This is a genomic window from Halobacillus sp. KGW1 (assembly GCF_001592845.1).
Lineage (GTDB): Bacteria > Bacillota > Bacilli > Bacillales > Halobacillaceae > Halobacillus.
Map to the genome: position 1 here is coordinate 281,789 of NZ_LSOC01000003.1, position 15,170 is coordinate 296,958.

The window sequence follows — 15,170 nt, forward strand, 5'->3', positions numbered from 1 at the left end:
CATCGGTGTTCAGGATTCTTGATTGGCTTCGACCTTTTTGCGTTCATCCTCCTGCAGTTTCCGCCACAAAATCTTTCCGCTGTTGGTCATCGGAAGTTCCTGGATGAATTCAATCATCCGCGGATATTTATAAGCGGCCATTCTCTCTTTCGACCATGCAATGATTTCTTCTTCTGTAATATCACCTTCGTAGGATTCGTTCAGAATGACGAACGCTTTGATATTTTCTCCTTTACGCGGATCCGGTACACCGACGACACAGGCCTGCTGGACAGCGGGATGATCATAGAGAGCGGATTCCACCTCTGTCGGCCATACGTTATACCCTGAAGCATTGATCATTCGTTTCAGTCGATCGACGATAAAGTAATAGCCCTCCTCATCCATCCGGCCGATGTCCCCCGTTCGGAAAAAGCTCTTTCCGTCCATATCAAGAAACGCATGCTCGTTCTCCTCCGGACGATTGTAATACCCGACCATGATTTGTGGACCGTTCACAACGATTTCACCGACTTCTCCCGTCCCGACCTCCTCCAAGGTCGCAGGATCTATAATTCTCGCATCCACATTGAACGATGGAATACCGAGACATTGCATCTTCGGACGATCCGGTGGATTAAAATGGGTTTGGGCGATTGTTTCGGACAAACCGTATCCTTCAACAAATTCGAGGCCGGTAAGCTTGTACAGTTTTTCACCAAGCGCTTTTGGAAAGGATGCTCCTCCGCCGGAGATGGCGTAGAGAGTGGTCAAATCCTCTGCTTTCACTTCCGGATTGGCAAGAAAATCAACAAGCATTGTGCTGATTGTCACCCAGTGCGTACATGTTTCATCTCTGATCGTCCGTCTTGCCATTTCCCGGTTCCACCGCGTCATTACGACTGCGGTATTGCCACTATAGACAGGCATAAGCATACTGTGGACCATACCTGTAACATGGAAGAATGGAAGCGTCGCGAGCGACTTGGAATCCATCGTCGTCCTGGACCAATAGAAGGCACCGAGTGTATTTGCCTGAACCGTACGATGCGTATGCATACATCCTTTCGGCAGCCCTGTCGTTCCCGAAGTATAAGGCATGACGGCAAGATCTTCTGCGCGGACATCGACATCTATCGGTGTATGCTCCCGCTCCAGAGCATCGCTCCAGTGCGTAATCGCTTCCGATTCGAATACCCTTTTCTCTGCTGTTACTTCCTGCGGCTGGAGTTCTTCATCCTTCTTCCCGCGATAATCGGAATACGCCGCAGACAGAATGCTATGTAAAGTCGTAGATGTTAGCAGCGGTTCCACGACGGACATAAGCTCCTGACCTGCAATGGCATGCTCGATGGATCCGTCTTTCACATAAAACGCGAGCTCTTCTGCTTTCAACATCGGATTGATGGGAACGACAACAGCTCCTGTACGCAGAATGGCAAAAAAACTGACGATATACTGAGGGGCATTCTGCATCAATAAAAGGATTTTATCCCCTTTTTTGACCTCCCACTCTTTCTGCATATATCCGGCAAGGGCATCAACTTCCCCCAGCAGCTTCTCATACGGTATAGTCGTGCCATAATAAGAAATGGCCGCATGCTTCGGATAGCGGCGTGCGGACACTTGCAGGTTTTCATATATCGAGGTTTCCGGAATGGTCAGTGACTTCGTAAGCTTAGGCCAGAATTCATAATGTTTCGTGTGCATACATAGTCCTCCTTCTTCCTTTTTCACAAGACTTTTCTGTAAGCGCTTTCTAAAAGGGGCGAAAATTCAGCTGATCATCCATCCTCCATCGACCAGCAAATCGGTGCCTGTCATATAGGATGCTTCTTCGGAAGCTGCAAAGCAGATGACGGCTGCAATCTCTTCCGGTTTTCCTACCCTTTTCAATGCTGTATGACGTTGAATAGACTTCTCAAATTTTTCATTTTTCAACCCTTCTTCGGTCATCGATGTCACTGCAAATCCGGGAGAAACGGAATTGACGCGTACACCGGAATCTGCGAACTCCAATGCCAGCGCTTTCGTGAAATTGATGACCGCGGCTTTTGATGAACTGTAATGCGGAATTTTCGCTCCTGCCTTATGTCCGGACAAAGAAGCAACATTCACAATCGACCGTTTTCTACTTTCCTTCTCCATCATCAGTGGTGCCAATGCCTTCGATACGAGGAAGACACTCTTCAGGTTCACGTCCTGAATGCGGTCCCATTCCGACGCTTCCATTTCCAGAATAGAAGATTTCCCGGAGGTTCCCGCGTTGTTAACCAGAACATCCACGTTCCCATATGTTTCGTAGAGAAAAGCAGCAAGACCAGCTACCTGCTCCTCTTCGGAAACGTCTGCTTGATAAATCGAAGCTCTTCGCGCTCCGAACGCTTCCTGAATATCCGCTGCCACATGCTCAAGCTTGGAAGTCGTCCGTCCTACAAGGACCACAACCGCTCCTTCTTCAGCCAGTCTCATAGCAGTCGCTGCTCCGATTCCGCTGCCGGCTCCGGTCACGACGGCGACTGTGGAATCAAATCTTCCCACGGCTCCCACTCCTTTCCGTCATAAGACAATCGTCAAGTAAAAGGCGAAGCTCATCGGGAATCCGTTCACTTATTTGCTTATCATAATTGAAATGAACAATGACGGCACTCGCTTTCGCTACCAGCTCCTCTGTTCCTTCGACGATGATCCGATGCCCGAAGGAAAAACTGCTGTTGCCGATATCAGATACCCAGGACTGGACAATAAGCGGCTGTCCGAAATAGGCCTGGCTGACGAAATCACACGTCGTTGTTGCAAGGATGAACGTTCCAACTGTATTCAAGTGGCTCGGGAAAATATCTTGAAAGAACTTTCCCCGTGCCTCTTCCAAGTAGATGAAGTAGCTTGTATTATTGACGTGTCCAGCCATATCCGTCTCGCAGAAACGGACCCTCACTTTACTCTCATGCTCCACTTCCTCACCCCTTCTGACCAGTCAGTATGTTATGGCGATAGCTCTTAAAGAGCTATCAGGATTTTGCAATTCCGTTCAAAATCATTTCAAGATAAATGGAAGTGAGATCCTCCTCCGAAACTTTCCCGGTTGGATCGAACCAATAATAGCTCCAGTTTGTCATACCAAGAATTCCACGTGTCACCATATCCGGATTCATCCCTTCCTCGAACTCCCCGTTCGAGATTCCTTCCTCGACTACCTTTTGGACATTCACCCGGAACTGGTCCCTCTTTTCAATAATCGGTTCCAAGTAATCCGGACCCAGATTCCGCATTTCACGGAAAAAGATTCGGGCACTCTGCTTTCGATCCTTAATGCTGTGGATACTCATATAAATCATGCTGCGGAGCTTTTGCTTGCTATCTTTCGAGACGTCATGCAGAATCTCCTCCTGGTTCCGCAAAAGAAATTCAATGAAGTCCAAATGGATGACCGTCAAAAGCTCCTGTTTGTTTTTGAAATAATAGTAAAAGGTACCTTTTGTTACACCGATCTCTTCCACGATTTCCTGCAGAGACGTTTCGGTAAATCCTTTTTCATCAAAAAGGTGGATACTGGTATGAATGATTTTATCTCGCATAGAACAACACGATCCTCTCGTTTAGGGATGATATAAATTATAACATTCCTAAATCGGGAAAAAGCGACGGATTTCGTCAATCACGTTCGATGATCATCGATATCCCCTGGCCGCCTCCGATACAAGCCGTGATCAACGCATATCTTCCACCGATGCGTTTCAGCTCATAGGCTGCTTTCGTCGTCAGGATCGCTCCGGTCGCACCAAGTGGATGGCCATGAGAAATGGCTCCGCCGTTAACGTTCACCTTCTCCATATTCATTTTCAATTCCGCCTGACAGGCAAGAACCTGGGCTGCGAACGCCTCATTAATTTCAATGACATCCATGTCAGCCAGTGATAATCCCGTCTGCTCCATGATTTTTTGTGTGGCGGGAACCGGACCTATCCCCATAATGTTAGGGTCAACGCCGGCAACCGTACAGGCAACAATTTTTGCGAGCGGCTCCACTCCAACCGCCTCCGCTTTTTCACGCGACATAAGGGTTAATGCAGCAGCGGCATCGTTCAACCCGGAACTGTTGGCTGCCGTCACACTGCCCCCTTGAGCAAATGCAGGCTTCAGCTTCGCCATCCCCTCAATCGTTGAGGACGGTCGTGGATGTTCATCCTGTTTAAATTCGACCGGTTCACCTTTCCGCACTGGAATGTGAAGAGGTACAATCTGTTCATCGAACCGCCCTTCTGCCATGGCCAGCCCCATCCGCTCCTGACTACGCTGGGCAAACGCATCTTGATCCTCCCGGGATATATTGTACTGTTCGGCAAGGTTTTCTGCCGTGATTCCCATGGGTGGATCTCCAATCTCCTTCGGCGATAACTGTGAGGATCGGAACGATGGGGGGACAGGACTGTAGGGACGCTCCGGCCGATCCATCAGATAAGGAGCCCTGCTCATGCTTTCTGTTCCCCCAGCGACATATACATCTCCGTCTCCAGATCTAATGGCTTGAGCAGCTAAGTGAATAGCATTCACCCCGGACCCGCACTGGCGGTCCACCGTCAATCCGGGGATTTTCATTGATAACCCTGTCTGCAGGGCGGAAAATCTGGCAATATTTCCTCCCCCGCTCAAAACATTACCGAAAATGACGTCTTCAATCTGTTCGGGATTGACTTTCGCACGCTTCACGGCTTCCTTAATAACTTCTGCGCCAAGAACATGCGCCGGTACGGTTGCAAGAGAACCTCCCTGCTTTCCAATGGCCGTCCGGACTGCTGATACGATCACTGCATCTCTATTCCCCAATTACTCCACTCCCTTCGAAAATGTCACATAGCATGAGAACCACCATCGATGATGACGACATCCCCTGTAATATGGTTCGACGCCCGTGAACTTAAGAATATTGCCGTTCCTTTCAAATCATCATCGCCGCCGAACTTCCGCAGAGGCGTCCGATTAAGAAACGTATCCTCTCCCCGCTCCATCAGAACCTTGGACATTTTCGTCGGGAAGAATCCAGGTGCAATCGCATTAACGCGGATACCACGGGGACCCCATTTGACGGCAAGATCTTTTGTAAACGTAAGGACGGCACCTTTGCTTGAGTTATAACCGATTGTATCCATTTGTTCCGGATCAGACCCTTTCATTCCAGCTACGGAAGCGATGTTAATAATGTTTCCTTCTCCTTGTTCCAGCATTATTTTTCCTACGGCCTGGGACATGAGGAACGTTCCTGTGACGTTCACATCCATGACCTTCTGCCAGGCTGCAAGCGGCATTTCTTCCATTGGTGCTCCCCAGGTCGCCCCGCTGTTATTGACCAAAATATCAATGCGGCCGAAATGATCCACGGTCTGATCGACCACATGCTGAATGCTGGAAGCATCTGTTACGTCGCACTCGAACGCCAGCGCATCGACCCCTTCTTTTTTAAGCAAATCACGCACTTGTTCACAGGGCTCTAGTTTCCTTGAACAAACGACGACATGTGCACCTGACTCGGCCAAGCCAAGCGCGATCTGCTTCCCAAGCCCGCGACCACCTCCGGTAACGACGGCTACTTTGCCGCTTAAATCGAAAAGGTCTTTAGCGTGCATGGACTTCGCTCCTCTTTGAAGCTTTTTGCAGTTCATACTTCGCTACCGCACGCCGGTGTACCTCATCCGGACCGTCCGCAAGACGAAGGGTGCGGATGTTGGCCCAGCTTGCGGCAAGGGACTGATCTTCACTGACACCGGAAGCACCGAAAGCCTGGATGGCTCTGTCGATGACATTCAAGGCAATGTTGGGTGCCACTACTTTGATCATCGCGATTTCCGATTTTGCTTCCTTGTTTCCAACTGTATCCATCATGTACGCAGCCTTCAGTGTCAAAAGACGGGCCTGTTCGATTTCTATCCGTGAATCAGCGATCCATTCCCGAACAACTCCTTGATCCGCGATTTTCTTTCCAAACGCTGTACGTTCCTGAACACGTGCACACATCTGTTCAAGCGCGCGTTCTGCTGCACCGATTGTGCGCATACAGTGGTGAATACGTCCCGGGCCGAGACGGCCTTGTGCGATGGCAAATCCTTTTCCTTCTCCCCAAAGCAAATTAGTGGCCGGAACGCGCACATCCTTGAATTCTATCTCCGCATGACCGTGAGGCGCATGGTCATAACCGAATACCGGAAGCATCCGTTTGATAGTGACGCCTTTTGTATCCAGTGGAACAAGAATCATCGACTGCTGCTCATGCTTCGGTGCATCGGGGTCCGTTTTACCCATTAAAATGCTGATTTTACAACGAGGATCTCCTGCTCCGGAGGACCACCATTTCGTTCCGTTGATGACATATTCATCCCCGACCCTCGTGATACTCGTCTGCACATTCGTAGCATCCGATGAAGCAACATCCGGCTCGGTCATCGAGAAACAGGAACGGATCTCTCCGTTTAATAACGGTTCAAGCCACTGCTTCTTCTGCTCGTCCGTTCCGTATCGGACGAGCACTTCCATGTTACCTGTGTCAGGTGCCGCACAGTTGAACACTTCCGGTCCGACGAAGGAACGTCCCATAATTTCACACAGTGGAGCATACTCCATGTTCGTCAAACCTGCTCCATATTCGCTGTCCGGTAAGAACAAGTTCCAAAGCCCTGCTTCTTTGGCCTTCTGCTTCCATTCGTCCATGATTGGCGGAATGTTCTCGAAACGATCCTGTTTTCCAAGCTGTTCTTCGTAGATCGCTTCGTTCGGGTAGATATGTGTATCCATGAATTCCTTCAACTTCTCCTGCAAGGCTTTTACCTTATCGGAATGTTCAAAGTACATATAACATCCTCCTTAATGAATAGGCGCTTCTATTAAACGCTTACAAAATACAACATTCCCTTTGATGACATCTTCTTCTTTCTGATTCCTTGCATACACGCGGAACGTAGTCTTCTCTTCCGTATCCTCTTCCACTTCCGCATGAAGGGTGAGTACATCACCAAGGAACACCATGCCCTTGAAGCGGATGGAATAATCCTGGATGAAGCCTTGGTCATAGTAAGGAGTAAACAGCTTGGACAAATTCCCCATCGTCCACATGCCGTGAGCGATCACCCCCGGAAGTCCTGCCCTTTCCGCTTCCTTATCGATCGTGTGGATCGGATTGTAATCGCCGGATGCTCCTGCATACTTGATCAAATCCAGCCTCGTTACCGGTTTCATCGTCACCGTATCGAGGGTTTCCCCAGCTTTCCAATTCGTCATACGCGCATCTCCTTCCTGACCGCCTCCGTAATGATCGCTGTCTGCTCCTCTGAGAAAATCAAACGACCTTCCAAGTCCTCTCCATACTTCTTCACTTTCAAGAATCCCATATTGCCGCTGGAGCCGCTCCGTTCGTAATAATCTTCGATGACCGTATAACAGAGCACTTCCTCCCCAACGAACAGCGGGCGCTCATAATGATAGTGCTGCTCTCCGTGGATAAGCCCTTTAGCGGGAAGATCCAGACCCTTCACGCTTCCATAATCAAACACTCTCGGAAATGTTGGTGGAGCAATATTACGCGTGTAAGCGACATCATCCAAATAAACAGGGTGAGGGTCACCGATTGCCTCGGCGAACTTGATGACCGCTCCCCGCTCTACCGTGTTCTTCACTTTTTCGGATTTCTTTCCGACCGCATGTTTAAACATAGGTATCCTCCTTTTAGTTTCTCGGGCCACCGGCGACATAGATGACCTGCCCGCTTACGAACGAAGATTTTTCGTCAGCGAAAAACGCCACTGCGTTCGCAATATCTTCCGGATGCCCGCTCCGGCCTACCGGTATATTCTGAACGCTTAAGCGAATCATTTCTTCAAAAGAAATTCCTACCCTTTCAGCCGTCTGCTTCGTCATTTCTGTTTCGATGAATCCCGGCGCAACGGCATTTGCGGTAATACCGAATTTTCCAAGCTCAATGGCAAGCGTTTTTGTAAACCCCTGCAGGCCGGCTTTCGCTGTGGCATAGTTTGCCTGTCCCCGGTTTCCTAAAGCAGATGTGGAGGAAATGTTTATAATTCTTCCGTATTTACTTTCAACCATGTACTTTTGTGCAGCTTTGGCAGCGTTGAACGACCCTTTCAAATGAACGTTCATGACTGTATCCCAGTCCTCTGCTGTCATTTTAAACAGCATATTATCTTTGATTACACCAGCATTGTTGACAAGAATGTCGATCGATCCAAAGCGCTTATAGGCTTCCTGCATCGCATCTTCCACCTGGCTGAAGTCACTGACGTCCGCGACTTTCGTGTACAGCTCAAGTCCTTCTTCTTTAAATTCTGCTTCTACTTCCTGCAGCGCTTCTTCATTAATATCGATGACAGCGATTTTTGCACCGTCCAATGCCAAGTGTTTGGCAATACCCTTGCCGATCCCGCGGCTTCCACCGGTTACAAAAGCGACACGATTCTTAAATCTGTCCGCCATGATGCTTCCCCTCCTTTATCCAATTTTCACATGCCCTTTAAGTAAATTTCGAGATATGATCAGCCTTTGAATTTCATCTGTTCCGTCGTAAATCCTCCAAAGCCTCGCTTCTCTGTACCAGCGCTCAATCGGCAGTTCCTTCGTATACCCCATGCCGCCATGGATCTGTAAGACGCGGTCGATAACGTTGTTTCCCATGTTAGCCCCATACAGTTTGGCCATCGAAGCATAATGTCTGTTATCTTCCCCCTGATCCAGGGTGAACGCAGCGTTTAACACCAGCCACTTCGCCGCTTCAATCTCTACTGCGGAATCAGCAATCTGCCACTGGATCGCCTGTCTCGTTGAAATCGGCTTACCAAAGGTTTCCCGCTCATTGGCGTAGTCGATTGCCATATTGAGAAGACGTTCTGCTGCGCCGACCGCCCGTGCTCCAACGATCCAGCGGGCGAAGCCAATCCATTCCAAGCCGAGGTCGTATCCTTTATGAAGTTCACCGAGAATATTTTCTTCCGGGACACGTACATTGTCGAAAACAAGCCCCGCCGGTCCCCATTCTCCCATCGTGTGAATATATTCAGACTTCCACCCCATATCGCGGTCAGCGATAAAGCAGGTGACTCCTTCCCTTCCGTTGGACGTTTGGTGAAGCTCTTTGTCCGTGATGGCGATGACCATAACGAAATCCGCTTCGTTTCCACCAGTGATGAATGTTTTCTCCCCGTTTAACACCCAGCCGTCTCCATCTTTCACGGCCGTCATCCTTATGTTCCTCGTATCCGATCCCGCCCCCGGTTCTGTCATGGCAAAGCAGGATTTCTTCTCTCCATTGATGGTAGGGAGCAGGTATTTCTCCTTTTGCTCTTCGTTCCCATAGTAAAGAATATTGTCTGCAGAACCACCGAACTGAAACGGAACGAACGTGCGGGAAACCTCCATCATGACGATGGCGAGCATCATCTGACCGAGGTCAGCTCCTCCATATTCTTCAGGGGTATTTATGCCCCAGAACCCGGCATCCTTCGCTTTCTGCTGCAGCTCCTCTAATTTCCCGGCAGGAAGACTGGGCTTTCCTTCCCGTTCACTTCTAAGCACATCATTTTCAAGAGGTATCAATTCTTTCTCCACAAATTTTCGTATTGTTTTTCTGACCATTTCCTGTTCATCGGTCAAACGTAAATGCATAACTTTTCCCCCTCTTCATCGATACACATACCTACCGGTTAGTATGTTACTTCTATATTATTTGAAATTTTCTAAAAAAACAACAACTTTTGAAGAAATATCCATATGAAACACCTAAAAAAGCCACCTGGAAAAACAGGCGGCTTTTTTAGGTGTTTCATTTTCATTCGCTGCAATCTACATGGAGTTTTCCATCTTCCTGTACTTCTGCATAATAGACATTTTTTATGTCCTGCACACCACTGTCTGCCAACCTTGCATCCAGCCACTGCTCTGTAATGCCCAATTCTTTCAAATTGTGTTCAATCTTTCTTCCATCCGCTATTAAAGTCGTCGGCGCAGGGTACACTTTTCTGATTGGTGGAGTACCGGTATCCCTTTTCGTAGCCGTTCTATTCTGCTGGTATTTCAGGACAGAAACCGTACCGTCGATTTCAAACACAGCCATGTCAACCTCAGCGACCGCAAATGCATTCTTTTTCCTCAGCAATACCCGCAGCGCATCCAAATCCAGGCGTGCCTTCTTTAAGGCATTTTTTTCTATCTTTCCATCTTTAATCAAGATGATGGGCTGCCCGTTCATCACTTCCCTGATAGGCTTTGACTTGAGATCCAAATAACCGAGCAGAACGGTAAAGACACTCCATGCAAGAAGAGCGATGATGCCGTTCCGAACACTCAGGGTAGAATCAATGGCAAGTGAAGCTCCTATTGTGCCTACAGAGATTGCCGAAACGAAATTAAAGAAAGTCATCTGGGATATCTCTTTCCTCCCCATCAACCTAGTAAGAAGAAGTAACGTCGTAAAGGCAAGTAACAGCCTGAGGATAAGTTCCACAGTAGACATTTCGTTCACTCCCTATCTTCTTTATCTTCTATTATCAGGAGCCGAACGAAATCTATACACAAAAAGAGTACCTTCCCTGACTCGGGAAAGTACTCTCCTGCGACTACTTTATTCTGTAACTTTCTTCTGTAGAGCTTCTTTAACTGCCGGGCTGACAGCGCCGTCTCCACCAAGAACGGTTACGGATGTAACATCAGTCGTATAGACGTATTTCGTCAAATAAGCATCCAATTCTTTCGGAAGCTTCTCTGGATCGACCAATAGAAGCGATCCTCCATTACCTGTTACCAGTGGTGCTGCTGCGAGAGCGTCCGGATAATTTCGTCCGCTTGCCACATACAATTCACCAGTGTTCGGTCCGAACTCTTTCAACAGGGATACAAGCGTACCGTAACGGTTCGTACCGGACAGGCGTTCCACGGAAAGAGCCTTCTTGTCGACTTGTTTCACCAGGTCATCCGAGATGACACCAGTTCCACCGACAACATAGACATCTTCATCTTCCAGGATGGCCATTGCTTCTTTAGACAGCTTCTTACCATCTGTCAAAACGATCGGCATTCCTTCTGCTCCGGCAAGAGAAGCAGCACTCAAAGCATCCGCATAGTTCTTACCTGTAGCAAGGAAGACACCGTTGCCTTCGAATCCAAAGGAATTCTGCAGCTCATCTGCGATCGCAAGGTTTGTTTCATAACGGGTGTCACCTGACAAACGTTCAACCTTATCAGATGCAATGCTGATCGTGTTCAATTGGCTGAACACTTCTTTAGAAACCGCACCTTCACCGCCTAACAGATACACGTTCTTCGCACCAAGGCGTTTGATTTCCTTAAGGGCTGCATCTGTTAATTTACCTTTACTGTTTACCGGTATGATCGGTGCTTCTGCTGCGGAAGCTAGTGGTCCGGCAGAAAGAGCATCCGGGAAGTTAAATCCTGTGGTTACGATGACTGTATCTGCACCGCCATCAGGATAAAGTTCCTTAGAAATTTCAATAGCTGTTCCTACCCGTTCTTTTCCGGACAGCACTTGTACAATGTCCGCATCTGTCGTAATTGGAACGAGATCGAGCACTTCATCTGTCGCTTTGTCGACCATGTAAAGCGCGGAGTATCCTTTGATGGATTTCTCCGGTGTCGTAATGGAGACAGGAACCGTTACAGATTGTCCAACGTCCACTTTCGCAGCGTCTTTCCCTGCTTTAACGGATCCTTCACCCTTGTCTTCGGAATCATAGGAAAGGACCTTTTCTTCTGTCATATTCAAGGTGTAATCGACAGAAGCGGTACCTGTACCGAAGTAGTCAACAGCAATCTGGTATTGTCCATCCGGAAGTCCTTTAACAGAGAAAGCTTCACTATCCGAAGCACTCGCACTGGCTGCTACCAGTTCTCCGTCGCGGAATAGGAACAAGTCCAAATCAGCCGGGGCAGCCGGGGCAACATCCACACTTAGAGACACGTTGTTCTCGATATCAATATCGATAACTTCTCCATCCACCTGGGATGCTTCCGTATCCTGCTTCACTGTTCCCTTAATCGTGTCTTTGATCGGTCCTGTGAATCCGACCGTTTCAAATTTAACGTCTTTTGCATCCTTCATATAGTTCGTGAAAGTAACTTCTTTATCTATCTTCTCGGAAGAAGAAACTTTACCTAAATCTATACGACCCGGCTCACTGACGAAGTCCTGAGCAACGGCATCCAACGTATATTTGTTCATTTCTTTTCCTTGTTCAGGATTGGTAGCACCGTATACATGTACTTCCCAAACCCCTTGCTTAGGTGAGGAGGCAACATATTCATCCAAGTCTTTACCACCATAGCCGGCATAGCCGGTAGAAGGTACATTTACTTGAACTCCATCCGGATCAAAGACCATAAGACGGACGCTTGCCTGCTCTTCGCCACCCTCCGTTACGGCATCAAGTGTGAAACGAAGCTCACTCACACCGGAATCTACATCAAATGTATATCCTTTTGTTTGAGCGGCCTGCACTTCATCCGTCGCGCGGAAGCGGTGCTTGTTCTCTTTTGTGAACTCATACCCTGTAACGATCGTCTGGGCACTGCGCGCTTCTACGTATGGTGTAGAAGGATCGTCAAATGTAAGCGTTCCGGCGTTGACGCCCGTCTTCAGCTTCTCGGCATCATAATTGACCGTAATATACTTATACTCTCCTGCACCAAGAGAAACCTCTTTAACAGAAGGCGTAAACCAATCATCAGAAGCTTTCACTTCCAACTTCTTCGCTTCATCGGATGTGTTGTGGACAAGAACTTCCACTGTTTCAGGGATGTCTTTGTTACGGACATATAGGCCTGGTCCGCCGGCGACTTTCTCGCCGTGGAATACAGTGACATCGACATCCTTCACTTCACTGATGAAGTTATCGCGCATATACTCATAAGCAGCCGGCACATCAATCAAGCCGCCACCCTGTTGAGCACGATCATAACCATCCAGCTCTCTCGCCGTCTGGATCAATGCTTCACGAGCAAGCTCGTAATCAAAAGGCATACGATCTTTCTCTGCCGCTGACTTCAGAACGGCAACAGCACCTGCGACGTACGGCGCTGACATACTAGTACCCTGCAGGACATCATATGCTGTCTGGCCTTCTGCTTGATATTGGTGAACCGGCTGGGCGGCATAAGCAGAACCAGGTGCTACGATATCCGGCTTCTGATCACCGGCTTCGTTCGGTCCGACAGATGAGAAGTACCATAAGCCTTCCCCATCAAGTGGATTGCCATCTTTATCTTTTCCATATGGGAAGTTGTTATATTCTTTCGCCCACATCTCAGAGTTGATATAAGCCCCTACAGAAATAACACTGCCTACATCCCCGGGAGACCCGACCGTGTCGATCCCCGGACCTGCATTACCGGCAGATGTGACGAAAACGATGTCGAAATCATCGGAAAGCAGCGTCATCAACTCGCCGTAACTTCCTGTACCATCGTTCAAGTCAGGGGAAGAACCGAGACTTAAGTTTGCAACATCGACGCCGAACCCACCTTCTGATTCCGGTAGAGCCGCATCAATCATGGCCGTTTGTATGCTCCATGTGTAGGCACCGCCGTCTTCTTGGAAAACACGCATACCGACAATATCTGCCCCCGGTGCGACACCTTCTCCTGCAACTGCTCCATACGCGTTAGAGCGTAGCGGTCCATCCGCTGCGGAAATACCTGCTACGTGAGAACCGTGGCCGTTCAAGTCCGTAAACAGGTTGACCGTTTTAATGCCGAAGTCTTCCTCATAGCGGTTCATATCGTTTACTCGGAAGTTGGCACCGACCGTTTCGTCTGTCACATCAACATCGAACGTACCTGCCTCACCATTTTTATAAGCCGTTTCGTCCGTGAAGTCTCCGTCGATATCTGTATCGATGTACACTTCATCACCGACAAGCAGCACCCCGAAGTTGTCCATCACAGGATTGCCGTCTTCATCTACTTCTTCGCTTCCATCCCCATTCAAGTCTGCAAGCGCATTAAAATGGGTGCTACCGAAATAAGCATCTTCTCCATCTGGATTGATTTCATCCAAGGAAAACGCATCTTCTAATTCTTCTGGAATTTCCATGAAGACGACATCACCTTCTGAGAAATAACCGTATGGTTCATTCTCCAGATATTCGGCGTATTTGTCTTCAAGGGGATAAACACCAGTGTTTGCTGCGTGAAAATCAGAGATCGTATAATCTCGGACCTCAGTTATCTTAGAATCTCCATACTTGCGTGTATCTTCAAATTTTTCCTCCACCGTGACACCTGAGTCTTTTTCTTCATCTGTCAATTCAGGAAGATCCGTAAAAGATTCATGTCCTGGATCGGGACCGGAATCAATGATTCCTACACGAATCCCCTCTCCGCTGAACTTATCCTGAATTTCATCGACCCCTGTCGCTGGATGCGTTTCCAATTGATCCGGAGTGACATCTGCTTTTGGATCGACTGCACTCTGTTTATCGGCATTCAGTTCCTTCGGCTCCAGTGGTGCAAGCTCCACTTTAGCATTCTCTCCGACCGTACGGACGGAATCTAGTTTGACGACATCCAATATTTTGTTTGTCGGTACATCGGCTAAATAACCATAGTTCTTATGATTTTGTTTGACTTTTACGCCAAGCTTCTCCAACTGTTTCGTAGCATCCGTTTTCCCGTTACCGATGATTACGAGTTCCTGTGTAGCTGCTTCGTTATTCGCAAGCTTCAGGACTTCTTCCTGGTTCAACAGCGTGTTGAACGTCTTCGGAGCCTTCGTTTCTGCCTGTACTGCTCCCGGACTATATGTACTGACTCCGGCAAAGGAAGAAGCTACGATCGCCGCACTGGCTAGGACGGACAGCGCTTTTTTCTTCATATTCTTCTTATTTGACACCAAAATAATAACCTCCCTGGTTTTCTTGGTAATCTGACAAACTAAATCCTTCCTCTACCTCCTTTATTTATTAAAATATTGCAAAAAATTACAATATTAATTTTACTTTACAGTTGTATTAAGGTCAAACTATTTATTAAATTCAGAATATTTACCTAATAAAAAAGACCTAACTGTTGTTAGGCCTTTTTAAACCGCGGAATTCACAGGCTGGGATATCCGAAATGGACAGCCTTTTCTATACCTTAAATTTCTACTACTAATTCCCTGCAAAAAAAGATAGCAAAGGAAA

At 48.0% G+C, this 15,170-nt stretch carries 13 protein-coding genes; all 13 read right to left on the bottom strand.

Features of this window, described 5'->3' with window-relative positions; genetic code table 11:
• Positions 1-9: 9 nt before the first annotated feature.
• Entirely contained in the window at positions 10-1,689 is a 1,680-nt protein-coding gene (locus tag AXG56_RS10450) for a long-chain-fatty-acid--CoA ligase (RefSeq protein WP_062514351.1), read from the bottom strand.
• A gap of 66 nt (positions 1,690-1,755) precedes the next feature.
• The gene (locus AXG56_RS10455) at positions 1,756-2,520 is read right to left on the bottom strand and encodes an SDR family NAD(P)-dependent oxidoreductase (protein WP_008637671.1); all 765 of its coding nucleotides are present in this window, start codon (positions 2,518-2,520) and stop codon (positions 1,756-1,758) included.
• Positions 2,507-2,935 (bottom strand): thioesterase family protein, encoded by a 429-nt coding sequence (locus AXG56_RS10460; RefSeq protein WP_008637669.1) that lies wholly within the window; start codon positions 2,933-2,935, stop codon positions 2,507-2,509. Before AXG56_RS10460 ends, AXG56_RS10455 begins: the two co-directional genes overlap by 14 nt.
• Positions 2,936-2,990: 55 nt before the next feature.
• The gene (locus AXG56_RS10465) at positions 2,991-3,557 is read right to left on the bottom strand and encodes a TetR/AcrR family transcriptional regulator (RefSeq protein ID WP_008637667.1); all 567 of its coding nucleotides are present in this window, start codon (positions 3,555-3,557) and stop codon (positions 2,991-2,993) included.
• 76 nt (positions 3,558-3,633) lie between these two features.
• The gene (locus AXG56_RS10470) at positions 3,634-4,806 is read right to left on the bottom strand and encodes a thiolase family protein (protein ID WP_008637665.1); all 1,173 of its coding nucleotides are present in this window, start codon (positions 4,804-4,806) and stop codon (positions 3,634-3,636) included.
• A gap of 23 nt (positions 4,807-4,829) precedes the next feature.
• Positions 4,830-5,603 (bottom strand): SDR family oxidoreductase, encoded by a 774-nt coding sequence (locus tag AXG56_RS10475; RefSeq protein WP_008637662.1) that lies wholly within the window; start codon positions 5,601-5,603, stop codon positions 4,830-4,832.
• Positions 5,593-6,822 (bottom strand): acyl-CoA dehydrogenase family protein, encoded by a 1,230-nt coding sequence (locus tag AXG56_RS10480; RefSeq protein WP_026578157.1) that lies wholly within the window; start codon positions 6,820-6,822, stop codon positions 5,593-5,595. The genes AXG56_RS10475 and AXG56_RS10480 overlap by 11 nt, the downstream gene beginning before the upstream one ends.
• Positions 6,823-6,834: 12 nt before the next feature.
• Positions 6,835-7,248 carry a MaoC/PaaZ C-terminal domain-containing protein gene (locus AXG56_RS10485; protein WP_008637658.1) on the bottom strand — a complete coding sequence of 138 codons (414 nt, stop codon included), beginning with the start codon at positions 7,246-7,248 and terminating at the stop codon, positions 6,835-6,837.
• Complete coding sequence (locus tag AXG56_RS10490; protein WP_008637657.1) at positions 7,245-7,679, bottom strand: MaoC family dehydratase N-terminal domain-containing protein; 435 nt, start codon at positions 7,677-7,679, stop codon at positions 7,245-7,247. Before AXG56_RS10490 ends, AXG56_RS10485 begins: the two co-directional genes overlap by 4 nt.
• Before the next feature lie 13 nt (positions 7,680-7,692).
• On the bottom strand, positions 7,693-8,457 hold the full coding sequence (gene fabG, locus AXG56_RS10495; RefSeq protein ID WP_026578156.1) for a 3-oxoacyl-ACP reductase FabG: 765 nt from the start codon (positions 8,455-8,457) through the stop codon (positions 7,693-7,695).
• Between the two features lie 15 nt (positions 8,458-8,472).
• A complete protein-coding gene (locus AXG56_RS10500; protein WP_062514353.1) occupies positions 8,473-9,642 on the bottom strand; it encodes an acyl-CoA dehydrogenase family protein in 1,170 nt (389 codons plus the stop codon).
• A 163-nt stretch (positions 9,643-9,805) separates the two neighbouring features.
• Complete coding sequence (locus AXG56_RS10505; RefSeq protein ID WP_062514355.1) at positions 9,806-10,489, bottom strand: DUF421 domain-containing protein; 684 nt, start codon at positions 10,487-10,489, stop codon at positions 9,806-9,808.
• Positions 10,490-10,597: 108 nt separating this feature from the next.
• Positions 10,598-14,878 (bottom strand): cell wall-binding repeat-containing protein, encoded by a 4,281-nt coding sequence (locus tag AXG56_RS10510; protein ID WP_235601512.1) that lies wholly within the window; start codon positions 14,876-14,878, stop codon positions 10,598-10,600.
• Positions 14,879-15,170 lie beyond the last annotated feature (292 nt).